The sequence below is a fragment of the Janthinobacterium saanense genome, assembly GCF_014200675.1.
Lineage (GTDB): Bacteria > Pseudomonadota > Gammaproteobacteria > Burkholderiales > Burkholderiaceae_D > Janthinobacterium.
This window is the reverse complement of record NZ_JACHCI010000009.1, coordinates 189,300-213,395: the sequence shown is the minus strand read 5'-3', so window position 1 is coordinate 213,395 and position 24,096 is coordinate 189,300. Positions and strand designations below refer to the sequence as shown.

Genomic DNA, 24,096 nt, shown 5'->3' with positions numbered 1-24,096 from the left:
CGGCCCGATCGAAAATTCGACCGGGCCGTCAAGGCAAAACCTCAGCGCTATGCCACTCGCGTTCTACGAAAACCTGCTTAAGTGAACGGCATTACCCCATTGCGGGGGCTTTTTGGTATTACAGCGGAGACATCTTTGTGCTCCGGTCGGTATCACCCTGGCCAGCCAGGATGATCGATATTCAAGTGAAGCAGGCCGGTAGGCCGGATTTTGTTACGGCGCTTTTTCTTGCGAATCGGCGCTATGACAGTCATTCCTCTAGGCGCCAAATTACTCGGGCGCTCAAGCTTTCTACCCGCACGCTCCGCGAGCAGCATCATCGCGTGCCTATTTGAAATTGCACCAGGTGGAGGTTACCGCGTTTCACCGTAACTTAATACGCTCGTCTCTGTGGCCCTATTCCTCGCCTTATACCATGGGCTTGCGCTTGCGGCTTTCAGCGGACGGCCGTTAACCGTCACCCCGCTCTATGGAGTCCGGACCTTCCTCCCGCCAATGCATTGCTGCACCGGCCAGCGACTGTCTGGCCTGCTTCACCCGCCATTGTACCGCGCCGCAGCATGATTCTGCAAAAGCTGCGTGCCGCAGCACTGCGGGGGAATTGTAGAATTCCGTGTCGCCATTTCAAAAGCCGCAACAAATCACCTCACATAGAATGGAGCGAGCCGCGCGCATCGCCGCGCCCGCCCGCGCTTGACCCTGTTTTCTTTGACGATACAACTAGAATAAAGAGCCAACCATGACGCAACAATCCCGTACCGGCGGCCAGATCCTGGTCGATGCCCTGCAGATCCACGGTGTCGACACCGCCTTTGGCGTGCCTGGCGAAAGCTACCTCGACGTGCTCGACGCCCTGCACGATTCCGGCATCCGCTTCATCATCAACCGCCAGGAGGGCGGCGCCGCCTTCATGGCCGAAGCCCATGGCAAGCTGACGGGCAAGCCAGGCATCTGTTTCGTCACGCGCGGACCCGGCGCCACCAATGCCTCGATCGGCGTCCACACGGCCTACCAGGATTCGACGCCGATGATTTTATTCATCGGCCAGGTAGGCAACGATTTCATCGACCGCGAAGCCTTCCAGGAAATCGATTACCGCCGCATGTATGGCCAGATGGCCAAATGGGTGGCGCAGATCGACCGCGCCGAGCGCATCCCGGAATACCTGGCGCACGCCTTCCAGGTGGCCACCAGCGGCCGCCCCGGCCCGGTAGTGCTGGCCTTGCCCGAGGATATGCTCACCTCGCTGGCGACCGTGGCCGATACGCAGCCCTACCAGCCCGTGCAGGCATCCCCATCGGCATCGCAGATGGCGCAGCTGCGCAGCATGCTGGCCTCGGCACAGCGCCCGCTGCTGCTGCTGGGCGGCGCCACCTGGACGCCGCAAGCCTGCGCTGATCTGCAACATTTCGCTGAAGCGAACCACTTGCCGGTCGCCTGCGCCTTCCGCTTCCAGGACTTGCTCGACAATGCGCACCCGAACTATATCGGCGACGTGGGCATCGGCATCAACCCCAAGCTGGCCGCGCGCGTGAAACAGGCCGACCTGGTGATTGCCATCGGTCCGCGCCTGGGTGAAATGACGACCGGCGGCTACACCTTGTTTAGCTCGCCGGTACCGCGCCAGCGCCTGGTACATTTCCATACGGATGCGCTGGAACTGGGCAGCGTCTACCAGGCCGAACTGATGATCAACAGCGGCATGCCGCAAGCCTGCGCCATGCTGGCCGCCCTGGAGCCCGTCGACGCCGTTGCCTGGCAGCATACGCCGGCCGAAGCGAAGGCCGAACTGTCCGCCTGGCAGCAACAGCCGCCCGTCTTCCAGGATGGCCAGGCGCCATTGAACCTGTGGCAAGTCACGCAAGACATCATGGCGCAAGTGCCGCACGACAGCATCGTGACGAATGGCGCCGGCAATTACGCCTCGTGGGCGCACCGCTTCCACCGCTACGGCGGCATGCGCACGCAGCTGGCGCCCACCAACGGCGCCATGGGCTATGGCGTGCCATCGGGCGTTGCCGCCAAGATCGTGCACCCCGAGCGCACCGTGATCACCTTTGCCGGCGATGGCGAGTACCTGATGAATGGCCAGGAACTGGCGACTGCCGTGCAATACAAGGCGGGCCTGGTGATCATCGTCTTCAATAACCAGATGTTTGGCACCATCCGCATGCACCAGGAGCGCGATTATCCGGGCCGCGTGTCGGGCACCACCCTGCACAACCCGGATTTCGCGGCGCTGGCGCAAGCGTATGGCGCGCAGGGTGAAGTCGTCAACACGACGGCAGAGTTCGCACCTGCCCTGCAACGGGCGCTGGCCCATGCGGCAACCCACAGCCTGCCTGCCCTGATCGAGCTGCGCTATGACGGCGACCTGATCACGCCGAACACCACCCTGGCCGCCATCCGCAGCACGGCGCAAAAGGCCAGAGCGGCAAAGTAAGCTTGCACGGGTCGCAAAAAAACAAAGGCCCGGTCAACACCGGGCCTTTTTACTGAACAGCCTGCGTTTAACCCACAGGTGCGCTGGCATTCTCGGGTTCCACCGGCGCTGCCGGTACGGCCGGGCATGGCGTGCAGTTTTTCAAGGCACGGCCAAAGTCGCGGATGCGGCTCAGCTTCATGGGCATGTGCACATTGCCGCCGCAATAATCGCCTTCCAGGGTCAGGGTTTGCCCATCTTTGGAAAACTTGCCGGCGAGCTTGCGCTCTTCGCCGTCGGCAGACTGGATGGTGAAATCGAAGGCACCCGTGGCCGCATCCAGATTGACGTCATTGCCGACGATAGGGTAGCTCAGGGAACCGGCCGTAAATTCATAGATGACCGTGTCGGCTTCGGCAAAACGATGCAGGGTGACGCGCTGTCCACCGATTTCGCCGCTATCCTTTTGCACGCACAGGTCCGAATACACGGCCACGCCATAGCGTTCCAGGCCGGCCGCTTTCTTGACTTTTGCGTTTGCGAATGCAGCGCCGGTGGCGCTGGCCAGCAGCAATGCGGCCAGCATGGCAGCGGCGCGCGGCGATTTCATTTGGTACATGGGATTCCCCCTACTTTAGTAACAGCAACATTGTAAGCGATGTGCAGATGCAAAAAACAGACGTAAAAACGCGCCGCCAGACTAAAGCCTGGCGGCGCGTTTTCTTTTCTGCCTACAACAAACATTCCCGGAGGAATGTGTGTTGCAGATCTAAGCTTCGTTTACACGAAGATTAGAACGAGTGACGCAGACCGACGTTGAAGGCTTTGTCGCCCGAACCAACTTCGCTGTTGCCACCAACGGTGTAGACTGCACCGTTTTTGTTTTTGATCTTGGCGTACGAAGCGTAGGTGCTCGTGCGTTTCGACAGAGCGTACGAGTAGCCCAGTGCGAATTGATCAGCATCAGCGTTAGCGATACCTTTGTCGTTGGCTTTGATGTACGAAGCCATGAAGGTGCCGGCTTCGCCGACTGGTACGGTTGCGCCAACCAGCAGGGTGGTGCTGTCTACGCTAGGAGCAGCAGCGTTGTAGGCGTAGCTGTTCAGGCTGCCCGAGTTAATGTAAGCACCGCCATTAGCAGCAAAGTTGCTGTTGCTCAGACCCGAGTTGTACACTGCGCTGTTTGCGCCTTTGTTCACGCCATATGCCAGGTAAGCCTTGGCAACAGCGAAATCGTAGTTACCAGCCAGCAACAAGTTACGGCCGCTACCCATGTGACCCAGAGCTGCGGTGTCGTTGTTGACCAGGTTGTACACCAGGCGTGCGTTCAGAGGACCGTTGGCGTAGCCAGCCGATGCGCCGATTTGACGACCGGATTTGTTCGAATCAGCTTGTTCGCCGAACGAGTAAGCCACGTCAGCGTCAAAGCCGTTGAAGTTAGGCGAGGTGTAGTACACGGTGTTGCTGGTACGGGTGTTCGCTGGGAACAAGTTTTTAGCGGAACCAGCGTAGCCAACTGCGAACGGGTCAGCAATTTTCGACAGCGTGTTGTAGTACGGGGTGTATTGACGACCCAGGGTCAGGGTACCAGTGTCTTTGCTGGTCAGACCAACGTACGATTGACGATTGAACAGGGAACCGGCTTTGTCTTGCGCGCCAGTGTCAACACTGAAACCCGACTCCAAAACGAACAGAGCCGACAGGCCGTTGCCCAGATCTTCATTGCCTTTGAAACCGATACGCGACGACGAAGCCGTACCGCTGCTGATTTTGTTAACCGTGCCTGCTGCACCGCCACGCTCGCTGACGAAAGCTGCGTCAACGGTACCGTAGATGGTGACGCTCGATTGAGCGTGAGCGATGCCGGTGCTAGCTGCTGCCAGAACTGCCAGGGAGATCAGAGTTTTTTTCATTGCATGTTTCCTTTAATTTTGAAGCAAAAAGTAATACGGCCTATGCATCTCGTGCTGCGCTCTACAAGAACGCTTTTTATGAGTGAGGGCAAGGTCTCCACCTGCCGCTGTACTGTTCCGGTCAGAGGAACATTCATATCGGCATCGGCACGCTATTGCACCGACAAGCAAGAAGGCTGCATGACGACCGTATTTCGTACGCCGGTTCGGTGCTCAAGTGGCACCGGAAGCGGCACTATAACGACCGTTTCACATTCCATCAAGTTCCGACATGTTACTTCCAGTACCAGGCCAGGGGGCTTTTTCAGGCATCCCGACCATCGCTAACCAGACTGCACGACAGAGCCAGTGCCCCTTGCCAAACTATGCATTGGCCTGATTGACCCTTCCATCATAACGCATGCCATCTTGGCGTCCGTTGTATTAGCGCAACAGTAGCAGGGTCGTGATCAAAAGGCCAACATGCTTAAGCCATCATTTCCTTTACATAATTTACGCGACAAAGCGGACAATTTGTAAGGTGATAATGGATAAACGGGACGAAGCATACACCGCATCTCGAATCTTTGCTGTCGACCGCCCAAAAACGCGCAAGCGTACGCCCCAATTTGGTGCGTCGGCGCCTTATTCAGGGGCGTAGCGGGCGATTTTGACGTTGACATACACGCTGGAGACAGTGGCAGAGTCATAAGTGAATTACTGACTCTTCGGTAATTTAAATTGCCGCTCTAGACATATTTTCCTGCCCCACCATGTCGTCCTTCACAAGCGGGCCTGATACTGCTGACAACGACTGTTGCTGGTAAATCTCGCGGCAATTGAAACAATTTCTTACAAACTTGCTTTCTAAATATCAGGATTTTCTTGTGTCGGAAAAACGACACCGCGCGCACCATGCCTCTTTTCGCTGGCCAGTCTGACAAGATTATCTTTTTCTTTGAGGGTTTTCGACGGAATACTGTTGCCTGCTACGCTAGCGCTGGCCTGCGCGCCGCAGCCAGCGCATCAAGCCACCGAGTAGCGGCAGTTTCTGATACAGCTCCTCGGCCACGTCCCAATAATCGCGATGCAGCGATACGCGGCCCTGTGCATCGAAACGCACATGGCTTGCCCCACGCACGCATTGCTCTCCTGACACAAAGCGCCGCATGCGGAAACGGAACTCCCAGGTCAAAAACGCTTGCCCATTCTGCTGCATGCTTTCAAGCACGACAAAGCGGGGGCCATCGACCTGCACAAACATGTGTTCAAAGATAGACAAAATGGCCGCATGGCCCTGCACTTCATTGAAGGGATCCTTGAAACTGGCGTCAGGCGCGTACACGGCGCCCAGCTGGGCCAGGTTTTCCAGGCTCAGGTTTTCGTAGAACGCCACCAGGCGCACCAGGGCGTGTTCGCCATCGAGCGGCGGCACTGCAATTTCCGTGTTCGTCATTCTGTCACCTTATAAACCTGTCACCTTGTTGATCAGCCAAAAATACGCGCGGTACGGCAACAACCGCGCCAGCCGCAGGCTATTCGTAAAACGTTTGGGGAAATGGATATGGAACTGGCCCCGCTCGATGCCGTCCAGCATGGCCACGGCCGCATCGTGCGCCGTCATCAGGGCCGGCATCTTGAAATCATTGCCCGCAGTCAAAGGCGTATCGACGAAGCCGGGATTGATCTGGTACACATCGATGCCGCGTGGATGCAAGTCCAGATACAGTGATTCCGTCAGGTTGATCAGCGCCGCCTTGCTGGCGCCATACACCAGCGCCTTGGGCAAGCCGCCATAACCGGCCACCGAAGCGACGATGCCGATGCCGCCCGCCCCCTGCTTCAGCAGCAGCGGCAAGACTGGCGCAAGACAAGCAAAGACGCCGCCCAGATTCAAGTCCATCAAACGCTGCGCTTGCGCCAGGTCAAAATCGTCGGCGCGCATGGCGGTATAGCCACCGGCCACCACCAGCACCAGGTCGATACCTGACCATTGCTGTGTCAGGGCAGCGCACACGGCCTGCACCTGCTCAGGCTGCGTGATATCGAGCGGCATGGCCAGCGCCAGCGGCTGCCCTGCGCATAATTGTTCCAGCTTGCTCCGCTGGCGCGCCGACAAGGCCACGCTGGCGCCCCGCTCCAGCAGCAGGCTGGCACAGGCGGCGCCGATGCCGGTCGATGCACCGATAATCCACACCCGCTTGCCTGCCCAGCTATCGATCTTGCGATTCATGGAGTCTTGTCTCCTTATATATATGTTGTAGCGGCGCGCGCCATAGCAGCAAGGCAGCGGCCACCTTCAAAACGCAGGGCAGTAAAGCATAGGCGGCGGACAAGGCAGGCAAGCCGCCGCCCTGCCCCGGCACATAACCAAGCCAGGCCAGGAGGGGCAATGCAATGCCGGCCGCCAGCGCCAGGCTCATCTGCACACCCCAGTTCCACCAGCCGAAATACGCCGCCTCATGCCGGCCCGCGTGACCAGCCGCGCCGATCAGGCCGGCCAGCAAGGCGGAAGGCAAGGCCAGGTCGGCGCCCAGCGCCAGGCCCGACAACAGGCAAATGGCGCCAAAACCCCAGGCAGCCCCGGCGCCCAGGCCATACGCCCAGACAAACACCAGCGCTGCCGCCAGCATGCTGGCCGACCAGGCGCGCGCCTCGCCATACCGGCGGGCCAAGCCTGCCCACAGCGGCATCGAAGCGGCGGCCGCACAGAAATACACGATCAGGAACAGGCCCGCAGAATGGCCCAGGCGCAAATAGTCGCTGGCAAAGAACAGGAACAGGGTAGCGGGAATGGCGGCTGCCACGCCGTTGATGAGCAAGACGGCAAACAAATAGCGGAAAGCCCGTTGGCGAAATGGCACGCGCCATGAGCTGGCGGACGTTGTGAGGGACGCCAGCCGCTGCGGCGGACGCGGTGCATAGCGCAGCAACACGGCGCCGCAAGCGAGCAGGCAGACGGCAAACGCCAGCGACAGGCCTTCATAACCGAGCACGGACGTGAGACCGGCCGCCAGTATCACCCCCACCAGGCCACAGCCTTCGCGTACCGCCGTCACTCTTGAACGCTGGGCCAGCGCCTGGCTCAGCGCCGCGCCCCAGCTCTGGTGCGCGATGCTGGCCAGGCCGTAAGCGGCATACACCAGCAGCAAGGATGCCAGGAACCAGGCCAGGGTAGCGCCCGCTGGCAGTAGCGGTGGATGAAACAGGGCGCCAAAGCCCAGCAGCAGCAAAGGCAGGGCCAGCGCGATGCAGCTGGCATAGCTGCGTGGGCCACGGGCGATCCAGGCGCCCAGGGCCGGGTCGATGAAGGCGGCGGCAATACGCGCCGCCAGCAGCACGGCGCCTATCTGCGCCAGTCCCAGGCTGCTGCGCTGCGTATAAAACGGTGCAACATATATATAGATGGGCAAGGCCAGCATGGCCAGCGGCAAGCCAAACAGGCCATACGAGAACAAGGCAGGCAGCGCCAGCGGACTGCCTGATGTGCTCATGGCATGCTCATGGCAAGGCGGATGCCTGCGGCAGCGCATTTTGCAGCAAGGCGCTGCGCAGCTTGGGCGCCGTGGTTTCCGGCGAGAGCCAGATGGCAAAGAAGGCGCGTGCAAAATCGCCATCGCTCACATCGGCCATGACCTTGCCATCCAGATAGAAGCGTACGCCAGGCGCCACGCCGGCCCGGTAGGCACCGGCGATGCGCTGGCCTTGTTTGACGTCCGGGAAGATGCGCTGCATGGTGCGCAGCCATTCCAGGCGCTGCGCTTCCGTGCCGGCCTGGATTTTCTGCATCTGTTCATAACTGGCTTCGGCGATCTTGCTGCCGTCGAGTCCGCGCGCATAACGCAATTCCAGCACGAAGGGCGCGGTGGCCGAGGCCAGGCCTTGATAGCCTTGCGGCCCTACCCATAGCTGGGCCTGGTAAATGCGCATGCCAAACCAGGTATAGTCGCCCTCGCCCGCCAAGCGGGCTTCGGGCACGTCGGCGCTGATAAAAGCGGCAGGCGATGAGGGGGATGCTGGCGGCGCGGCATGGGCCGCCACCGACAGGAATGAGAATAGAAAAACAGACAGCAAACGGCGCATGGTCATCCTTTCAGCAGGGTAAATTGCATGACATCCGTATTATGAGCCTGAAAGGCCGCCTCACAATAGGCCAGATAGAATTCCCAGGTCAGCAGGAAACGGCCATCGAAGCCCTGTTTTTCCAGCGCCACGCGCTGGGCCAGGAAAGTGGCCCGCCATTGGCGCAGGGTTTCCGCGTAATCGAGGCCAAAGCTAAAGGCGTCGACCACGCGCAAACCCTGCGCTTCGGCGGCGCGGCGAAATTCGGTCGGCGAAGGCAGCATGCCGCCAGGGAAAATGTATTGCTGGATAAAGTCGGTGCTCTTGCTATAGCGCTCAAACAGCTCATCGGCGATGACGATGGTCTGGATGCAGGCGCGGCCGCCCGGCTTCAGATTGCGCGCGACACACTCAAAATAGCCGGGCCAGTAGCTTTGCCCTACGGCTTCAAACATTTCTATCGAGGCGATGGCGTCGTACTGGCCAGCGCTGTCGCGGTAATCGCACAGCTGCAAATCAGCCTGCTCAGCCAGGCCAGTTGCCTGCAGGCGCTGGCGCGCATAGGCCAGTTGCTCGGTAGACAGGGTCAAGCCCGTGACATGCGCGCCATGCTCGCGCGCCGCTGTTTCCGCAAAACCACCCCAGCCGCAGCCGATTTCCAGCACTGTCGCACCGGGCTGCAGCTGCAACTGGCCGGCGATGCGGCGGTATTTGGCCAGTTGCGCCTGTTCCAGGCTATCGCCCTCGCTGAACAGGGCGCTGGAGTAGGTCATCGACGGGTCCAGCCATAGTTGATAAAAGGCATTGCCGATATCATAATGGGCGTGGATGTTTTTCTTGCTGCCTGCACGCGAGTTGCGATGCAGCAAATGGCGCAATCGATACAGCAAATTACCCCACCAACTGCCATAGATCAGCGATTCGATCTGGGCGCGGTTGCGTATCATCAACTCAATCAGGCCGGGCAGATTGTCCGTGCGCCAGTCGCCGGCGATAAAGGTTTCCGCAAAACCAATGTCGCCCGAGCGCAAGACGGCCGCACACATATTCCAGTTATGCAAGTCCAGGTGGATGGGCGCGCTGCCGTCGCCATACACCAGCACGTTGCCATCGGGCGTGCGCAGGCGCAAGGCGCCAAATTTCAATTTGTCGAGCAAGGATAAAATCATGCGCGCCGGCGCCGACAAATCCAGGTGCTCGTACGCTGCGCCGCTGCGCGCATGCAGGCCATTGGCCAGGGATTCCGTATTCATCGTACACCTTTCATCGTGACAGCTTTTCTTGGGGAGGATGGGGTTTGCTGAAAAACGGCACGCGCCGCAGCCACAGCCGCAGCGCCTGCCAGTGAATACGGGCCATCACGCCGAAGGTCATCAGCGGATAACGCAGCAAAGCTGCGCCGAGCGCGCGGTCGCGCAAGGGCACGGCGATGCCGGACAAGCTGGTTTGCAGCAGCGGGCCGCTGGCGTCGTCGTAATCGACACAGGCGAGGTGATGCTCATTCTGGCCCGCGTCTTTCTTTGCGCGCAGGAAACGGAAGCGATAGCCACCCTCGACCTTGCAAAAGGGCGAGACGTGAAAAATTTTGTTGGCGCGCAACTCGCTGCCATAGGCAATCGCTGCGCCATGGTCGAGCAGATACAGATGGCGCTCGCCAAAGGTATTGCGCACATCGCACAGCACGGCGCGCAAAGCGCCATCGGCACGGTGGCAAAACCAGAAACTGACGGGGTTGAATACATAACCGAATACGCGCGGCATGGTTTGCAGCCAGATTTCGCCATCGGCGTCCCTCACGCCTTGTTCCTGCAGCACGCCATCTATCCAGGCCAGCAAAGGTGTGCTGCCATCGCCATGGTCGCTATCGCGAAACGACAGCAGATTGGCGCGGTTGCGCGAAATCAACCGCGCGCTGAAATCCTGTTCCCCCATGCTGCGCAAGGGCAGACGCAGGTAATAAATACCGTAACTAAAGAAATGCCGGCGCGGCCGCAAGCGCGTATGGCGCACTTGCCCCAGGCACAGCTGCGGCTGCGCCATGAAGGGCTGCGAGGGATCACGCGGCATGGCCCAGCTCCGCCGCCGCCATGCTCGCCAGGGTGGCGGCCACGGCCAGGCCCGATTTCAAGCCATCTTCATGGAAACCGTAACCTGTCCAGGCGCCCGCAAACCAGGTGTTTTGCATGCCCTGGAAACTGGCCAGCCGCTTTTGCGCCGCGATGGCTGCGCCGTCGAACACGGGATGCGCATAGGAAAACTCGGCGATGACTTTGGCGGGATCGGGTTCATCGAGCGGGTTGAGCGACACCATCACGGGCGTGCTGAAGGGCAGCGGCTGCAACTGGTTCAGCAAATAATGCACGCACACTTGCGGCGCCTCGCCCTCTTCGGCCGCCGGGCGGCCCTGGTAATTCCAGGCCGACCAGGCACGCCGGCGTTCTGGCAAGCAAGAAGCATCCGTATGCAATACCGCCCGGTTCGGCTGGTAGCGCACGGCTTGCAGTACCTTGCGCTCGTCCTCGCGCACGTCCGACAACAAGGCCAGCGACTGGTCGCTATGGCAGGCAAGCACCACCTGATCGACATGCTCGATACCGTGCGCCGTCAGCAGTTCGACCGTGCGCGCACCGCCCTGCGTATGGCGGCGCACACCCAGCACGGGGCAAGCCAGGCGCTGCTGAGGAATGCCCGCCAGCAGTTTTTGCACGTACACGCGCGAGCCGCCACGCACCGTGCGCCACTGGGGCCGCTCATTGACTTGCAGCAAACCGTGGTTGTGACAGAAACGAATAAAAGTGGCCAGCGGAAAGGCCAGCATCTGGCGCGCCGGGCAAGACCAGATGCAGGCAGCCATTGGCAGCAGATACCAGTGCCGAAATTCGCTGCCATAACCGTGCAGATCCAGAAAATCGCCCAGGCTCATGGCTGGCGCCGGCAACTGGGCGGTGGCGATGGCGCTGGCCTGGCGGTTGAAACGCAAAATGTCGCGCAACATGCGCAAGAAAGCAGGCCGCAGCAGATTGCTGCGCTGGGCAAACACGGTATCGAGATTGGCGCCGGCCCATTCCAGCACGCGCGCACCCGGCTCGCTGCCCAGCGGCATCTTGACGGAAAAAGACATATCGCTGTCGGCCGCCTCGACACCGAGTTCGTCGAACAGCTGCACCAGATGCGGATAGGTCGCGTGGTTAAACACCAGGAAACCCGTATCGACACCATGCGTGACGCCGTCCAGAGTGACATCCACCGTGTGGCTATGGCCGCCAAAATAATCGTCCGCTTCATACAGGGTGACGTCCTGCCCCCCTTGCGCCAGACGATACGCACATGACAACCCTGCAATTCCAGCTCCAACGACCGCGATTTTCATATCAGCACCTGTGTGATGTTGATCCTGGACAAGAAAGGCTGCATTAATAATTAATAGTCAGATAATTATTGACTCATGTCAATGCGTGTTCCAGGAGTTCACAAACTTATACGCAGGCAACTTTCAATCGGATTCAGCTATTTGATAGAGGTGTAGAGCAAGAGCGTGCAATGTTGCCAATCGAGCAGTTAAGAATGAAGCCCGCTGCGCGCTCTGGTAGAATACCCAGTCAAAGTGTCCGGCGCCGCCGGGCCTAGCGTAAGCACCCGCCACCATCTATCCATGTTTAGTTTCTTCAAGAAAAAACCTGCCGCCCCTGAAGCTGCGCCCGCTGCTATTCCTGCCACTCCCCCGGTTGCGGCGCCCGACACTGCGCCGCCGTCCTCCGCCCCAGCCAGCCTGAGCGGCGCCCCGGCCCAGCTGGTGCCCGCGATCGTGGCTGCCGAGCCGGAGAAAAAATCGTGGATGACACGCCTGAAAGCGGGTTTGTCGAAGACCTCGTCCACCTTGTCGGTGCTGTTCGTGGGCGCGAAGATCGATGATGCGCTGTATGAAGAGCTGGAAGCGGCGCTGTTGATGTCCGACGCCGGTATCGATGCCACGGAGTACTTGCTCACGGAATTGAAGAAAAAGGTCAAGGAAGACAAGCTGCTCGATGCAGCCGAGGTCAAGGCAGCCTTGAAAGAATTGCTGATCAATCTGTTGACGCCGCTGGAAAAACGCTACGAGCTGGGCCGCCACAAGCCGCTGGTAATGATGATTTCCGGCGTGAATGGCGCTGGCAAGACCACCACCATCGGCAAGCTGGCCAAGCACATGCAATCGAACAATCAATCGGTCTTGCTGGCTGCGGGCGACACCTTCCGCGCCGCTGCGCGCGAGCAGCTGATGGTCTGGGGCGAGCGCAACAACGTTACCGTGATTTCGCAGGAATCGGGCGATCCGGCTGCCGTGGCCTACGACTCGGTGCAATCGGCCAAGGCGCGCGGTATCGACGTGGTGATGGTCGACACGGCCGGCCGCCTGCCGACCCAGTTGCACCTGATGGAAGAATTGAAGAAAATCAAGCGCGTAATCGGCAAGGGCATGGATGGCGCACCGCACGAAACCCTGCTTGTCATCGACGGCAACACGGGCCAGAATGCGTTGACGCAAGTAAAAGCCTTCGACGATGCCTTGCAGCTGACTGGCCTGGTGATCACCAAGCTGGACGGTACCGCCAAGGGCGGCGTGCTGGCGGCGATTGCCCGCGTGCGTCCGGTGCCCGTGTATTTCATCGGCATCGGTGAAAAAATTGAAGACTTGCAGCCTTTCGTGGCTGCCGAATTTGTCGAAGCGCTGCTCGGATAAGCCTACATGATTGAATTTCAGCACGTCTCAAAGCAATATTCCCCCGATGCAGTGGCGCTCAGCGACATTTCGCTGAGCATTGCCAAAGGCGAGCTGGTGTTTTTAGCAGGGCCTTCGGGCGCCGGCAAATCCACCCTGCTGAAAATGATCGCCGCCATGGAGCGCCCTAGTTCAGGCAAGCTGATCGTCAACGGACAAGACATCGGCAAGATCAAACCAGCCGGCGTACCGTTTCTGCGCCGCAATCTGGGCCTGATCTTCCAGCAACAAAAACTGCTGAACGACCGCTCCATCCTGGCCAACGTCATGCTGCCGCTGCTGGTGGTGGGTGCGCACAAGGTGGCCGCTGAGCAACGCGCCCGCGCCGCGCTCGACAAGGTCGGCCTGCTGGACCGCGCCCTGGCGCGCCCGCTGTCGCTGTCTGGCGGCGAACAGCAGCGCGTGTCGATTGCGCGCGCCATCGTCAACCGGCCGCAAATCATCCTGGCCGACGAACCGACCGCCAACCTGGACCGGGCCGCTGCCGACAAGGTGCTCGATGCCTTGAAAGCCTTCCATTCGGTGGGCGTGACTTGCCTCATTTCCAGCCATGATGAACAGATGCTGGACGCCGCCGCGCGCGTAATCCACCTGAAAAACGGTCAATTGGTCTCCATCGAAAAAGCCACGCAAGCGCCCGTGTTCGCGCCGCCCGATCCGAACTTTGCGCCTGGCCTGGGCCACGCCGAAGGAGAATCGCCATGAGAGGCTGGTTCCGTCAACACCGCTTTGCGCTCGGCTCGGCGCTGATTCATTTGCGCAAGTCGCCGGGCGGCTTCTTGCTGAACGTGTTCGTGGTGGCGATTGCCCTGTCGCTGCCGTTTGCCGGCTTGACCATGCTCGACAATGTACGCCCCATGTCGGAACAGATGTCGGTCGACCCGGAAATGAGCGTGTTCCTGAAAATCGATACGCCGCGCGAACAGGCCAAGGGCCTGGCTGGCGAAATACGCAAGATCGTGCAGGACAACAAGAAAGCCAAGATCGTCTTCATCCCGCGCGAAGATGCGCTGGACTCGCTGAAAAGCAAGAATGGCCTGGCCGATGTCTTGAATACCCTGGGCGATAATCCCTTGCCTGACAGCTATGTGCTGAAGCTGGACGCGTTTAATAGCGCCACCGAAGCGCAAGACGTCGATGCGGTAGCGGAACAATTGCGCCAGTTGCCGGGCGTGGAATCGGTGCAAGTCGATTCGGCCTGGGTCAAGCGCCTGGCCGCACTGCTGGGCGTGCTGCGCCTGGTGTTGCTGTTGCTGGCCATCACCCTGGGTGCGGCCGTGATTGCCGTGGTCTTCAATACCATCCGCCTGCAAGTGATGACGCAGCGCGATGAAATCAGCGTCTCGAAGCTGATCGGCGCCACCGACACGTTCATCCACCGGCCGTTTTATTACACGGGCGCCCTGCTGGGCCTGTGCGCAGGCGTGCTGGCGCTGGGCGCCGTAGCGCTGGCGCTGCGGCCATTGAATACGGCGATCGCCGAATTTGCCCGCCTGTATGCCTCGGAATTCCAGCTGGTGCCGCTGGCGCCGCTGCCGATGGCGGCCTTGCTGGCGATGAGCGCGGGCCTGGGCCTGATTGGCGCCTTTTTATGCGTGCAGCGCCACCTGGCGCGCGTCAACTAAGTCTGTAATCACAGGCGGCGCTACCGGCGCCGCCTTCTTCCTCTCCTGCGCCATCCCAATTTACTTGATATTTGACAAGTATTCTTAAGGTAGGCTTCAGTCAAACCCCGTAGACTCGATTACTCAGAAAGCACGCTCGCGCAGTTGTCCATGAGCTGATCATGGCTCAGGCTGCGGCTTGTACGGTGTGCATGATCTTATTATCAAATGTCATCGGCTCATAGCATTAAGGCTATCGGGGTGATTGGAGGAGCCGATTGGCACTCATCACCAGAGAGTGCTAATATATGGCATACCGTTAGCAGAACAGTCATGCGCACCTGTAACAGATGGTGGCGCAATCTGCCCAGAACAAGAGCATCAAGATCAGATAGAGCGACTGACAGAATACAAAATGGCTCCGTGTGCACATGGCCACATGGAATAAAGCAAGACTACGAGGAGTAAACATGACTACGATGTCCGCAACGTCCGCACTGGTTACGAGCAAGAGTAATGCACTGGGCCTCGGTTTTACCGGCAACCTGGGCAATATCGACGCCTACATTTCGGCCGTGAACCGTCTGCCCATGTTGACCCACGAAGAAGAAATGTCGCTGGCTACGCGCCTGCGTGAAAAAAATGATTTGGGCGCCGCCCAGGAGCTGGTGCTGTCGCATTTGCGCCTGGTGGTATCGATCGCCCGCGGTTACCTCGGTTATGGCTTGCCGCACGCCGACCTGATTCAGGAAGGCAATATTGGTTTGATGAAAGCCGTCAAACGCTTCGACCCGAATCAGGGCGTGCGCCTGGTGTCGTACGCCATGCACTGGGTGAAAGCCGAGATGCACGAGTACATCCTGAAAAACTGGCGCCTGGTCAAAGTGGCGACGACGAAGGCACAGCGCAAGCTGTTCTTCAATCTGCGCAGCCACAAGACGGGCCTGGACGCGATGACGCCGAAACAGATCGATGCGCTGGCCAAGCTGCTCGATGTGAAACGCGAAGAAGTGATCGAGATGGAAACCCGCTTGAGCGGCCGCGACATCGCGCTGGAATCGCCGAGCGATGATGAAGACGACAAGTTTTCGCCTATCGCCTACCTGTCGTCGGAGCAAAGCGAGCCGACCAAGGTGCTGGAAGCGGAACAAGTGACGCGTTTGCAATCGGAAGGCCTGGAAACAGCGCTGGGCAAACTGGACGACCGTTCACGCCGCATCATCGAATCGCGCTGGCTGGCCAACGATGACGGCTCCGGCGCTACCTTGCACACGCTGGCGGAAGAGTTCGGCGTATCGGCCGAACGCATCCGCCAGATCGAAGTGGCGGCATTGAAAAAAATGAAGGGCGCACTGGCAGCCTACGTGTAACACCGCTCCAGAGCCGCAGTAAAAAAGGCGCCGCAAGGCGCCTTTTCCATTGTTCTTCGATATTTAGCAACAGGCTAATATTTCCTGCAGTTATGCTGCAGCGAGACCCTTGGTCAACACTTCAGCGACGGCTACGTTCAAGTCCACGCCGCGCTCCTTGGCCAGGGTTTGCAATTGCAACACCAGCTCGCTGTTGAGTTTGACGGCGAATGGCACCAGGCCCAGGGCCTGGTCGAGCTTGCGCTGCTCGCGGCGGTCAACGACCACCGCTTCTTTACCGAATGCACCGGCGCCGGGAACGTTCATCTTTCCCATCAGTTTCTTGGCATCGCTTTTCGCCAGGGCAGTTTTTTTCATGGTTGTTTCCTGATTTTCAAAGCAGCCATTCTACGCAGTATTCAAGACGCCGCGTAGCCAGCGCAGCAATTCATCTCCATGGCGCCAAGAGAGCGCCAAAAAAATAACAATTTGTTATGATCATTTCAATCTCACGCGTGCAGAACACGCCAAGGACGCCTCAGCTAGAGTACCTGAAAGGAAAAACATGTTTTATCTGACCCACACCTACCGTCGCCTGCTGCTACCTTTATTCATCACCTGCCTGGCCGTGCTGGCCGGCTGCGGCGCGCCCAGCAGCGCCAGCGACGCTGAAAACACCCCGCGCACGGTCACGCAAGTGCTGACACCCGGCCAGCAAGTGCCCATCACGGCCAGCGACACCCTGAAACTGGAACGCGTCAACGACAGCCGCTGCCGCAAGGGCGCCGTCTGCGTCTGGAAGGGTTATGTCAGCTACAGCTTCAGCCTGATCGGCACGACGGGCACGAGCGACATCACCTTGTCCGACTCCATGCCCGGCGGCGCCAGTTCCGTCACGGTGAACCACCTCACCTTCACCCTGCTCGACGTCGACCCGGATACGCCGCCGGCCATGAATGCGGCCGAGCCTGTTTATCGTGTGAAGGTCAAGATTACGCAGAACGCCGTACCGCGCTAAGCGCTAAGCCTGGTGGCGCTGGCGGCTGTCTGATGGCGCCTGCTGCCGGTCTTGCATGCCGTAATCGCGCACCACGCCGGCGATGCGCAGCCGGTAATCGTCAAACACACCCTGCCGCCCCGCACTCTGCGCCGCGCGGTGTGCTTCCAGCTGCCGCCATTGCGCCAGCGCCGCCTCATCGCGAAAGAACGATAGCGACAATAATTTGCCCGGCTCGCTCAAGCTGCTGAAGCGTTCGATGGAAATAAAGCCATCGACTTGATCCAGCAAGGGGCGCAAGAATGCGGCCAGGTCCAGATAATGCGCGCGCCCGTCAGCGCTGGGCCAGACTTCAAATATCACGGCGATCATGCGGTTGCTCCTTCCATAAACACGGGGATGCGGGCATTCAATGACGGCTGGTAACGCCAGCCCAGTGGCATGCCGGCCAGCGCATCTGCCCAGGCCTGCAGACAAGCCGCCGCCATCGTCTGCGCCAGTTGCTGGCCCGGACAGGCATGCCGTCCATGGCCATACGTAAGCATCGGCGAAACCGGCCGCTGCAGCACGAAGTCGCCCGGCTCTGCATGGACCGACGCATCGTGGCCGGCGCTGGCCAGCAGCACCAGGATCATCTGCCCCGGCGGCAAGGCCACGCCGCCGATCTCCACGGCACAAGCCGTATAGCGGCGCGTGTTGTGGATAGCCGGGTCGTGCCGGCTGACTTCACGCAGCATGGCTGGCCACAAGCCGGGGTCGCTACGCAGTTGTGCCTGCAGTCCCGCCTGCGTGCGCAAGGCCAGCACGGCATTGCCGACCAGACCCGCCGTGGCTTCGCAGGTTTGCGACAGCAGGCCGATCAGATTGGCCAGCAAGCTGTCAGGCACAGGCTCACGCAGCAAGAATTTAAACCTCTGCAACAAGGACGCAGCGGCCAGCTGCGCGCCAGCCAGCTGGGCGCTATTGGACAGTGGCGACAGACAGGCCACAAAGTCGCGCGTCCAGGCGGCCAGCTGCGGCCATTGCGTGGGGGCAAAGCCCAGCAAGTCTGCCATGGCAAACAGCGGCAATTCAAACATCGCATCGTTCAGTCTGGCTGCGCTAAGGGGAATATGGTCGCAGGCAATCTGCAGCGTACTTTGATGCACGCGCGCCAGGTCCACCTGGCCCAGCGCACTGGCCAGCATTTGTTTCGGCTGTGTATGGCGAACACCATCATTCATGCGCACCAGTTCGGCGAAGATCGCCCCACAGGAAGTACCTGCCAGGTTTTCCGGCACAGCCATGCCAAGTGGGCGCACGCGGCAATCCGCATGCGCCAGCACGGCTTGCACGCCAGCAGTACCCGTAGCTAGCCAGCAATCAAGCCGGGCATCGAAACGTAAGGGCGGGCCTTCGGCCAGGCGCCGATAATAATCATGGGGCGCCGCATGCGTGACGGCGGCGAGCGGGTGGACGGGATCATCAAGAGACATGGCACTTCCATTGCGGTAAGAGATGCCGACGAGTATGCTGACTATTTCACCACAATACTTCGCCTGAGAACGAATCATGGATGACACGCCTGCGTCCGACACGGCCGATGCCAGCCTGGCGCAACTGGCAGGCGCCATCGCCGAACCGGCCCGCGCGCGCATGCTGTGCGCGCTGCTCGATGGCCATGCGCGCACGGCCACCGAATTGTCGGTGCTGGCCGAAGTAGGCGCCTCGACGGCCAGCGCGCACTTGAGCCGATTGCGCGACGACGGCTTGCTGTCCGTCGTCGCACAAGGCAAGCACCGCTACTACCGGCTGGCCAGTACCGAGGTTGGCCATGCACTCGAAGCGCTACTGGTGGTGGCCGGCGTACCGCGCCAGCCCTTCATACCCGCCACACCAGACCGTTTGCGCCATGCGCGCACCTGCTATGACCATATGGCCGGCACAGTCGCCGTCACGCTGCACGACCAGCTATGCACGCAGGGCTGGCTGATCGCAGAGGAAAACAATTACCGTCTCTCGCCTACCGGCGCAACTGCCCTGTCTGGCCTCGGTATCGACGTGGCCGCGCTGCAGCGCCAGCGGCGCCGCTTCGCCTGCCCCTGCCTGGACTGGAGCGAACGGCGCGCCCACCTGGGCGGCGCATTGGGCGCCGCCATCTTGCAACTGGTCCTGCGCCAAGGCTGGGCCGAACGCGAACTCGACAGCCGCGCCCTGCGCATCACGCCCAAAGGCCAACAACGGTTGATAGAAGCATTTGGCAACTAATTAAGTGCAGGCTATTATCTTGCAACCTACTTATTCTTTCCGGGATGCAAGATGATCGCTTTCGAAGGTTTATCCAAGCAGTACGGCAGTTTCGAGGCGCTCAAGCCGCTCACATTGCAAGTGGGCAAGGGAGAAGTATTCGGTTTCCTGGGCCCGAATGGGGCTGGCAAAACCACCACCATCCGCATGATGATGGGTATCCTGGTGCCCAGTGCGGGCCGGGTATTGATCGATGGCCTCGATTGCCACCGCGATGGCGCCGCCGTCAAGCGCAAGGTGGGCTATCTGCCCGACAATCCCATCTTTTATGATTATTTGCGCGGCCGCGAAATCCTGCAGTTCGTCGCTGAAATGCACGGGTTTTCGCGCGCGGAAGCGGCCCAGCGCACGACACGCCTGCTGACAGAATTCGGCCTCGATGAAGCGAGCGAGGATTTCGCCGTCAATTACTCGCTGGGCATGAAGAAAAAGCTGGGCCTGGCCTGCGCGCTGATCCACGATCCCGCCGTGCTGATACTCGATGAACCGATCAACGGCCTCGATCCGCGCGCCTCGCGCGAGGTGCAGGAACGGCTGCTGCGCATCGCCGCCGCCGGCACCACCATCTTCGTTTCCACCCACTTGCTGGACATGGCGGAAAAGCTGTGCAGCCGGGTCGCCATCATCCACCAGGGCGCACTGGCCGCCACCGGCAGCCTGGACGATATCCGGCAGCAACTGTCCAGCGAGGGCAGCCTGGAAGAACTCTTCCTGCAATTGACGGAGTCAGCAGAATGAATGCCGTGCCCGTCACACCCATGCGCGCCATCTGGCTGCTGATCCGTTTGCGCCTGCAACGCATGCTCAATATCGGTGGCGCCCGTTTTATGTTCAAACGCAAGAAAGCCGGGGCTATCTCCCGGCCCGCCACGGCCGGCAAGCGCCGGGGCATGTGGCTGGTCAGCGCACTGGTCATGGGATTGATGCTGTTTTCCTTCGGCAACATTTGCAAGCAGAGCGTGCTGAACCTGCATTGCGGACTCGATGCCATCGCCAGTTGCCAAGGGAACGGCGCCATGGACGCGGTGGCGCCGCAGCTCACGGGCGCGCCGTTCAGCGCGGCGCTGATGGCAGGCCTGAGCTTGCAATTAGGTCTGCTGTGGCTGGTCAGCGTGCTGCTGCCACTGGGCACTGGCGAACTGTCCAGGCCGGACTGGGACCTGGAATGGCTGGTCACCCTGCCCGCCTCGAAAAGCACCTTGCTGTGGGCACGCGTGCTCGAGCGCAGTATCGCCAATCCGGTCGGCCTGGTTGCCTTGCTGCCATCGACCACCGTGCTCGCCTGGTATGGCGGCTATGGCTGGCTGGCGCCCTTGCCTGCACTGGCACTCAGCCTGTTGCTCATGCTGACTGCCGCCATGCTGCGCACCCTGGTCGATACAGGGCTGCGCCTGAAGCTGTCTCCGTCCAGCCTGGGCAATTTGCAAGCTTTCATTTCCATCGGCGGCGTCGTACCCATGTATATCGCCATGTCTTTCGGCATGAACCCACAGGGTTTTGCCATCGGCTGGGCCGCCGCCATGCCTGCCTGGAGCGTCTGGACGCCACCGGGCCTGGTGATACAACTACTGAATCGCCCCAGCTTGGCCTTGGCCGCAACGCTGCTGGTGCAAGTGGCCGCGTTGCTGTGGCTGGGCATGCTGGTCTTGCGCCACCAGCTACGCGATGGCGTGGTCGGCAGCGGCCAGCGGGCCAGCGTGCGCATGCTCCCCAAGGCAAATGCGCCAGTGCTACCATCCAGCCGCTGGCAGATAGGCACGGTGATACAGCGGCGCGAATTGAGCCTGCTCAAGCGTGACCGCAACTTCTTCGTGCAAACCTTGCTGCTGCCACTCGTGATTCTTGGCAGCCAGGTGATATTTGCAGGCCGCCTGCATGATGTCCACGAATTGCTGGACAGCCCGGCCCTGCTGGTCTCGACCGGCTTTTTCCTCGGCACCTACACCCTGATGATGTCCGCCTTCCAGACCCTGAACAAGGAGGGCGGTTCGCTGTGGATGCTGTACACCTTCCCCTTGCCTGTCGAACAGGCTTTGAAGGAAAAAGCCCAGCTGTGGGCCGTGCTGTCCATGATTTATCCACTGATATTGTTTGGCGCAGCCCTATTGTTCATGCCGCAATGGCGCTGGGACATGGCCGGCCTGATGCTGCTGGCACTGGCAGGGATTCCCCTGTATAGCGTGATCGCCGTGGCGCTGGGCGTGTTTGCCAGCGATCCCCTGGCTACCGAGGTGCAGGCGAAGGTGCGCTCTACCTATCTGTATCTGTACATGCTGCTGACGGGCCTGTATATCGGCGCCCTGTCGGCCGGCAGCCTGGTGCAGCGGCTGGTCTTCCTTGTGCTGACGGTGGCGCTGGCGCTGGCGCTGTGGCAAAAGGCGCGCGACCAGATACCGTATCTGCTCGATCCGGCCGCCTCGCCGCCAGCGCGCGTATCGGCCTCGGACGGCTTGATGGCGGCCATGCTGTTTTTCGTGGCGCAAGTGCTGATCTTGCTGCTGCTCAAAGGCAAGGGTACCGCCACCCTGCTGCACATCGCGCTGGCCTTCGGCGGCGCGGGCGGGCTGACCTATCTGCTGGTGCGCCTGCTGTACTGGCGCAGCAAGACGACCGGCGTGCCGTCCGTGCTGGGCGGAAAGCAGCCTCTGCGCTGGGGCAGTCTTGGCGCTGGTCTGGCAGCCATGTGCGGCATAGCCTATCTGTTCGCCTTGCAGGCCAGCGGGCAATTGCCGGCAGCGCCGCTATTGCATGCGGCCGGCTGGAGCCGGGACTGGCTGTGGCTGGCCGGCCTGACTTTGCTGGCCGCCCCACTGTGCGAGGAATTCATCTTCCGTGGCTTGATACAGGGCGGCTTGCGCCGTTCGCTGCCCGCCTGGCAAGCAATTACCATCAGCGCCGCCATCTTCGCCATCGTCCATCCGCCCGCCTCGATGCTGCCCGTGTTCGTGCTGGGCTTGTGCACAGGATACGCTTACCAGCGCAGCGGCTCCTTGCTGGCGCCCATGCTGACCCACGCCGGCTATAACGCCGCGATTTTGCTATGCCAGCGATTCTGGATGTCCTAAGATATACACGCAGCGGCAAATCTTGACTGCAATCAAGACAGAAAATGCTCGCGGGAAGAACAATGGTATTGACATCGTGTAGAAGATAGATACCTCTCCGATCTGCCCACAGCCAACCGTGAAGGATAGAGCATGTTTTGCACTGCGTGCGGTACCAGAAGGCAGCAAGACGATGCGCCATTTTGCGCACACTGTGGTGCAGGATTTCATTCCGGCGCCAATCCGGCAGCGCAGCACCGTAGCACGCCAGGCGCGCTGCCCGATGGCATAGCGGGATGGAGCTGGGGCGCATTCCTGCTGAACTGGGTATGGGCGATAGGCAACCGCACCTGGATAGGTTTATTTTCGCTGCTACCCTATGTCGGCTTCGGCTTCGCCATCTGGCTGGGTATCAAAGGGCGCGAGATGGCCTGGAAAAATGGACAATGGCAAAGCGTCGAACATTTCAACCGCGTGCAAAAAAAGTGGTCACAGTGGGGGATCGGTATTTCTATTGCCTTCGGCATGATCAGCATGTTGTTCCTGCTGCTTATTATCTTTCACATAAGTTCCACCTCAGATAGCGAGGACATGTCTGACAAGGTAGCAACCGTCATCGCGAGTGCCGCCGGTCAGCAGGAAGCCGAGCTGGATCAATGCCCGGTACCGGAAGCAGAATAAAAAAGCCCGCACGCCGATGTTGACACATCGTTCGTGCGGGCTTTAGCGCAAGGATTTCCCGGCGCCCGGGGGATTTAAATCACCCGGCTACGCCTGCGCATGTAGCTGCGGCTTACGGCCCCTTCCAGTTCCTGCTCCGTCTTGTGCTGGTTCACCTTGTGCAGGGCCCACAAGGCCCCCGGCACCCAGCCGATCACAGTGCACTGCAAGATCAGGGCGGCGACACCGGCCAGCGGGCGCCCCAGCATAAAGAACGTGAGACATGGAAGTAGCAGGGCTATCAGCAAACGCATCACAACATACTCTCCTTCAATCTAAGAGCAGCGGGCAAGACCCGGTATCCGGTCCGTGCCCTGCCCGCTGCGGACTACTCCTTGGGGTGATCCCCCTATAAATGCGCCGCGATCTGTGGCATCAAATCGTCAAAGGTACGGCCATTGCCGTTTTCGCCGATCGCGTGCATTTTCCATTCGCCGTTATGGCGGTACAGCTTGGCCATGATCTGCGCCGTGTGGGCGCCTTGCACCGACAGGTTGAAACGCGCGATTTCCTGGTTATTGCCGGCATTGACGATGCGGCAATAGGCGTTTTCCACCTGCGAGAAATTCTGGCCCGTAAAGCTGTTGACGGTGAAGACCAGGCTTTTTACCTGCGACGGTACTTTGGTCAGGTCGACATTGATCTGCTCGTCGTCGCCATCACCGGCGCCGGTGCGGTTGTCGCCCGTGTGAACGATGCTGCCATCGCGGCTTTTCAGCTGGCGGAACCAGACGATGTCGGCCAGCTTGCTGCTGTCATCGAACAGCACGCATGACGCGTCCAGGTCGATGGCTTCCGTTTTCGCGCCGAAACCGAAAAAGCCCTTGGTCTTGATCGAGTCCCAGCCCAGGCCCATGGTGATACGGCTCAGGCTGGCGCCAGCTTCCTTGTCCAGAGATATCTTCTGGCCCTTGCTCAAATTGACAGACATACGCTTTGCTCCTGATGATTAAATTAAATA

At 60.2% G+C, this 24,096-nt stretch carries 24 protein-coding genes and 1 other RNA gene; 10 read left to right on the top strand and 15 right to left on the bottom strand.

Annotation, left to right across the window (positions count from 1 at the left end):
• Positions 1 to 183: 183 nt before the first annotated feature.
• Positions 184 to 535: RNase P RNA component class A (rnpB, locus tag HDE72_RS14670), an RNA gene on the bottom strand.
• 204 nt (positions 536 to 739) lie between these two features.
• Here rnpB and HDE72_RS14665 point away from each other — a divergent pair.
• Complete coding sequence (locus tag HDE72_RS14665; protein WP_183742115.1) at positions 740 to 2,443, top strand: thiamine pyrophosphate-binding protein; 1,704 nt, start codon at positions 740 to 742, stop codon at positions 2,441 to 2,443.
• Positions 2,444 to 2,510: 67 nt separating this feature from the next.
• Here the strand turns inward: HDE72_RS14665 and HDE72_RS14660 are convergent, their stop codons facing one another.
• From HDE72_RS14660 to HDE72_RS14620, 9 genes are all read right to left on the bottom strand, one after another.
• Positions 2,511 to 3,041 carry a hypothetical protein gene (locus HDE72_RS14660; protein ID WP_183742113.1) on the bottom strand — a complete coding sequence of 177 codons (531 nt, stop codon included), beginning with the start codon at positions 3,039 to 3,041 and terminating at the stop codon, positions 2,511 to 2,513.
• A 172-nt stretch (positions 3,042 to 3,213) separates the two neighbouring features.
• The gene (locus tag HDE72_RS14655) at positions 3,214 to 4,335 is read right to left on the bottom strand and encodes a porin (RefSeq protein WP_183742111.1); all 1,122 of its coding nucleotides are present in this window, start codon (positions 4,333 to 4,335) and stop codon (positions 3,214 to 3,216) included.
• 973 nt (positions 4,336 to 5,308) lie between these two features.
• The gene (locus tag HDE72_RS14650) at positions 5,309 to 5,770 is read right to left on the bottom strand and encodes a nuclear transport factor 2 family protein (protein ID WP_183742109.1); all 462 of its coding nucleotides are present in this window, start codon (positions 5,768 to 5,770) and stop codon (positions 5,309 to 5,311) included.
• Between the two features lie 9 nt (positions 5,771 to 5,779).
• Positions 5,780 to 6,547 (bottom strand): SDR family NAD(P)-dependent oxidoreductase, encoded by a 768-nt coding sequence (locus HDE72_RS14645; RefSeq protein WP_183742107.1) that lies wholly within the window; start codon positions 6,545 to 6,547, stop codon positions 5,780 to 5,782.
• On the bottom strand, positions 6,528 to 7,808 hold the full coding sequence (locus HDE72_RS14640) for an MFS transporter (protein ID WP_183742105.1): 1,281 nt from the start codon (positions 7,806 to 7,808) through the stop codon (positions 6,528 to 6,530). The genes HDE72_RS14645 and HDE72_RS14640 overlap by 20 nt, the downstream gene beginning before the upstream one ends.
• Before the next feature lie 7 nt (positions 7,809 to 7,815).
• Positions 7,816 to 8,397 carry a chalcone isomerase family protein gene (locus tag HDE72_RS14635; protein WP_260176701.1) on the bottom strand — a complete coding sequence of 194 codons (582 nt, stop codon included), beginning with the start codon at positions 8,395 to 8,397 and terminating at the stop codon, positions 7,816 to 7,818.
• Between the two features lie 2 nt (positions 8,398 to 8,399).
• Positions 8,400 to 9,629, bottom strand: a complete 1,230-nt coding sequence (locus HDE72_RS14630) for an SAM-dependent methyltransferase (RefSeq protein WP_183742101.1) — start codon at positions 9,627 to 9,629, stop codon at positions 8,400 to 8,402.
• A gap of 10 nt (positions 9,630 to 9,639) precedes the next feature.
• Positions 9,640 to 10,443, bottom strand: coding sequence for a DUF1365 domain-containing protein (locus HDE72_RS14625; protein ID WP_183742099.1), 804 nt, complete (start codon positions 10,441 to 10,443; stop codon positions 9,640 to 9,642).
• Positions 10,433 to 11,746, bottom strand: a complete 1,314-nt coding sequence (locus tag HDE72_RS14620) for an NAD(P)/FAD-dependent oxidoreductase (RefSeq protein WP_183742097.1) — start codon at positions 11,744 to 11,746, stop codon at positions 10,433 to 10,435. The genes HDE72_RS14625 and HDE72_RS14620 overlap by 11 nt, the downstream gene beginning before the upstream one ends.
• Before the next feature lie 282 nt (positions 11,747 to 12,028).
• On the opposite strand from HDE72_RS14620, the gene ftsY reads away from it, so the two are divergent.
• From ftsY to rpoH, 4 genes are all read left to right on the top strand, one after another.
• Positions 12,029 to 13,096 carry a signal recognition particle-docking protein FtsY gene (gene ftsY, locus HDE72_RS14615; RefSeq protein WP_183742095.1) on the top strand — a complete coding sequence of 356 codons (1,068 nt, stop codon included), beginning with the start codon at positions 12,029 to 12,031 and terminating at the stop codon, positions 13,094 to 13,096.
• 6 nt (positions 13,097 to 13,102) lie between these two features.
• Complete coding sequence (locus HDE72_RS14610) at positions 13,103 to 13,840, top strand: cell division ATP-binding protein FtsE (RefSeq protein WP_183742093.1); 738 nt, start codon at positions 13,103 to 13,105, stop codon at positions 13,838 to 13,840.
• Positions 13,837 to 14,760, top strand: a complete 924-nt coding sequence (gene ftsX / locus HDE72_RS14605; RefSeq protein ID WP_183742084.1) for a permease-like cell division protein FtsX — start codon at positions 13,837 to 13,839, stop codon at positions 14,758 to 14,760. The genes HDE72_RS14610 and ftsX overlap by 4 nt, the downstream gene beginning before the upstream one ends.
• Before the next feature lie 449 nt (positions 14,761 to 15,209).
• The gene (rpoH, locus tag HDE72_RS14600) at positions 15,210 to 16,109 is read left to right on the top strand and encodes an RNA polymerase sigma factor RpoH (protein ID WP_183742082.1); all 900 of its coding nucleotides are present in this window, start codon (positions 15,210 to 15,212) and stop codon (positions 16,107 to 16,109) included.
• 90 nt (positions 16,110 to 16,199) lie between these two features.
• On the opposite strand, the gene HDE72_RS14595 is transcribed toward rpoH, so the two are convergent.
• Positions 16,200 to 16,466: a hypothetical protein gene (locus HDE72_RS14595; RefSeq protein ID WP_183742079.1), complete on the bottom strand. Its 267-nt coding sequence runs from the start codon at positions 16,464 to 16,466 to the stop codon at positions 16,200 to 16,202.
• Positions 16,467 to 16,653: 187 nt separating this feature from the next.
• Here HDE72_RS14595 and HDE72_RS14590 point away from each other — a divergent pair, with 187 nt between their 5' ends.
• Positions 16,654 to 17,106: a hypothetical protein gene (locus tag HDE72_RS14590; protein WP_183742077.1), complete on the top strand. Its 453-nt coding sequence runs from the start codon at positions 16,654 to 16,656 to the stop codon at positions 17,104 to 17,106.
• 3 nt (positions 17,107 to 17,109) lie between these two features.
• On the opposite strand, the gene HDE72_RS14585 is transcribed toward HDE72_RS14590, so the two are convergent.
• Both HDE72_RS14585 and HDE72_RS14580 read right to left on the bottom strand, forming a co-directional pair.
• The gene (locus HDE72_RS14585; RefSeq protein WP_183742075.1) at positions 17,110 to 17,457 is read right to left on the bottom strand and encodes an antibiotic biosynthesis monooxygenase family protein; all 348 of its coding nucleotides are present in this window, start codon (positions 17,455 to 17,457) and stop codon (positions 17,110 to 17,112) included.
• Positions 17,454 to 18,560, bottom strand: coding sequence for a cytochrome P450 (locus HDE72_RS14580; protein ID WP_183742073.1), 1,107 nt, complete (start codon positions 18,558 to 18,560; stop codon positions 17,454 to 17,456). Before HDE72_RS14580 ends, HDE72_RS14585 begins: the two co-directional genes overlap by 4 nt.
• A gap of 76 nt (positions 18,561 to 18,636) precedes the next feature.
• Here HDE72_RS14580 and HDE72_RS14575 point away from each other — a divergent pair, with 76 nt between their 5' ends.
• From HDE72_RS14575 to HDE72_RS14560, 4 genes are all read left to right on the top strand, one after another.
• Complete coding sequence (locus HDE72_RS14575; RefSeq protein ID WP_183742071.1) at positions 18,637 to 19,332, top strand: ArsR/SmtB family transcription factor; 696 nt, start codon at positions 18,637 to 18,639, stop codon at positions 19,330 to 19,332.
• Positions 19,333 to 19,383: 51 nt separating this feature from the next.
• The gene (locus tag HDE72_RS14570) at positions 19,384 to 20,109 is read left to right on the top strand and encodes an ABC transporter ATP-binding protein (protein ID WP_183742069.1); all 726 of its coding nucleotides are present in this window, start codon (positions 19,384 to 19,386) and stop codon (positions 20,107 to 20,109) included.
• The gene (locus tag HDE72_RS14565; RefSeq protein WP_183742067.1) at positions 20,106 to 22,436 is read left to right on the top strand and encodes a type II CAAX endopeptidase family protein; all 2,331 of its coding nucleotides are present in this window, start codon (positions 20,106 to 20,108) and stop codon (positions 22,434 to 22,436) included. Before HDE72_RS14570 ends, HDE72_RS14565 begins: the two co-directional genes overlap by 4 nt.
• Before the next feature lie 132 nt (positions 22,437 to 22,568).
• Entirely contained in the window at positions 22,569 to 23,096 is a 528-nt protein-coding gene (locus HDE72_RS14560) for a hypothetical protein (protein ID WP_183742065.1), read from the top strand.
• Between the two features lie 74 nt (positions 23,097 to 23,170).
• On the opposite strand, the gene HDE72_RS14555 is transcribed toward HDE72_RS14560, so the two are convergent.
• Together HDE72_RS14555 and HDE72_RS14550 are read right to left on the bottom strand one after the other, a co-directional pair.
• On the bottom strand, positions 23,171 to 23,389 hold the full coding sequence (locus tag HDE72_RS14555; RefSeq protein WP_183742063.1) for a YqaE/Pmp3 family membrane protein: 219 nt from the start codon (positions 23,387 to 23,389) through the stop codon (positions 23,171 to 23,173).
• 95 nt (positions 23,390 to 23,484) lie between these two features.
• On the bottom strand, positions 23,485 to 24,066 hold the full coding sequence (locus HDE72_RS14550) for a TerD family protein (protein WP_183742061.1): 582 nt from the start codon (positions 24,064 to 24,066) through the stop codon (positions 23,485 to 23,487).
• Positions 24,067 to 24,096: the final 30 nt, after the last annotated feature.

What these genes read in the sequence shown, in the direction of transcription:
- HDE72_RS14665 (WP_183742115.1), top strand. Translation starts at nt 740, where the DNA reads ATGACGCAACAATCCCGTACCGGCGGCCAGATCCTGGTCGATGCCCTG.
- HDE72_RS14660 (WP_183742113.1), bottom strand. Translation starts at nt 3,041, where the DNA reads ATGTACCAAATGAAATCGCCGCGCGCCGCTGCCATGCTGGCCGCATTG.
- HDE72_RS14655 (WP_183742111.1), bottom strand. Translation starts at nt 4,335, where the DNA reads ATGAAAAAAACTCTGATCTCCCTGGCAGTTCTGGCAGCAGCTAGCACC.
- HDE72_RS14650 (WP_183742109.1), bottom strand. Translation starts at nt 5,770, where the DNA reads ATGACGAACACGGAAATTGCAGTGCCGCCGCTCGATGGCGAACACGCC.
- HDE72_RS14645 (WP_183742107.1), bottom strand. Translation starts at nt 6,547, where the DNA reads ATGAATCGCAAGATCGATAGCTGGGCAGGCAAGCGGGTGTGGATTATC.
- HDE72_RS14640 (WP_183742105.1), bottom strand. Translation starts at nt 7,808, where the DNA reads ATGAGCACATCAGGCAGTCCGCTGGCGCTGCCTGCCTTGTTCTCGTAT.
- HDE72_RS14635 (WP_260176701.1), bottom strand. Translation starts at nt 8,397, where the DNA reads ATGCGCCGTTTGCTGTCTGTTTTTCTATTCTCATTCCTGTCGGTGGCG.
- HDE72_RS14630 (WP_183742101.1), bottom strand. Translation starts at nt 9,629, where the DNA reads ATGAATACGGAATCCCTGGCCAATGGCCTGCATGCGCGCAGCGGCGCA.
- HDE72_RS14625 (WP_183742099.1), bottom strand. Translation starts at nt 10,443, where the DNA reads ATGCCGCGTGATCCCTCGCAGCCCTTCATGGCGCAGCCGCAGCTGTGC.
- HDE72_RS14620 (WP_183742097.1), bottom strand. Translation starts at nt 11,746, where the DNA reads ATGAAAATCGCGGTCGTTGGAGCTGGAATTGCAGGGTTGTCATGTGCG.
- ftsY (WP_183742095.1), top strand. Translation starts at nt 12,029, where the DNA reads ATGTTTAGTTTCTTCAAGAAAAAACCTGCCGCCCCTGAAGCTGCGCCC.
- HDE72_RS14610 (WP_183742093.1), top strand. Translation starts at nt 13,103, where the DNA reads ATGATTGAATTTCAGCACGTCTCAAAGCAATATTCCCCCGATGCAGTG.
- ftsX (WP_183742084.1), top strand. Translation starts at nt 13,837, where the DNA reads ATGAGAGGCTGGTTCCGTCAACACCGCTTTGCGCTCGGCTCGGCGCTG.
- rpoH (WP_183742082.1), top strand. Translation starts at nt 15,210, where the DNA reads ATGACTACGATGTCCGCAACGTCCGCACTGGTTACGAGCAAGAGTAAT.
- HDE72_RS14595 (WP_183742079.1), bottom strand. Translation starts at nt 16,466, where the DNA reads ATGAAAAAAACTGCCCTGGCGAAAAGCGATGCCAAGAAACTGATGGGA.
- HDE72_RS14590 (WP_183742077.1), top strand. Translation starts at nt 16,654, where the DNA reads ATGTTTTATCTGACCCACACCTACCGTCGCCTGCTGCTACCTTTATTC.
- HDE72_RS14585 (WP_183742075.1), bottom strand. Translation starts at nt 17,457, where the DNA reads ATGATCGCCGTGATATTTGAAGTCTGGCCCAGCGCTGACGGGCGCGCG.
- HDE72_RS14580 (WP_183742073.1), bottom strand. Translation starts at nt 18,560, where the DNA reads ATGTCTCTTGATGATCCCGTCCACCCGCTCGCCGCCGTCACGCATGCG.
- HDE72_RS14575 (WP_183742071.1), top strand. Translation starts at nt 18,637, where the DNA reads ATGGATGACACGCCTGCGTCCGACACGGCCGATGCCAGCCTGGCGCAA.
- HDE72_RS14570 (WP_183742069.1), top strand. Translation starts at nt 19,384, where the DNA reads ATGATCGCTTTCGAAGGTTTATCCAAGCAGTACGGCAGTTTCGAGGCG.
- HDE72_RS14565 (WP_183742067.1), top strand. Translation starts at nt 20,106, where the DNA reads ATGAATGCCGTGCCCGTCACACCCATGCGCGCCATCTGGCTGCTGATC.
- HDE72_RS14560 (WP_183742065.1), top strand. Translation starts at nt 22,569, where the DNA reads ATGTTTTGCACTGCGTGCGGTACCAGAAGGCAGCAAGACGATGCGCCA.
- HDE72_RS14555 (WP_183742063.1), bottom strand. Translation starts at nt 23,389, where the DNA reads ATGCGTTTGCTGATAGCCCTGCTACTTCCATGTCTCACGTTCTTTATG.
- HDE72_RS14550 (WP_183742061.1), bottom strand. Translation starts at nt 24,066, where the DNA reads ATGTCTGTCAATTTGAGCAAGGGCCAGAAGATATCTCTGGACAAGGAA.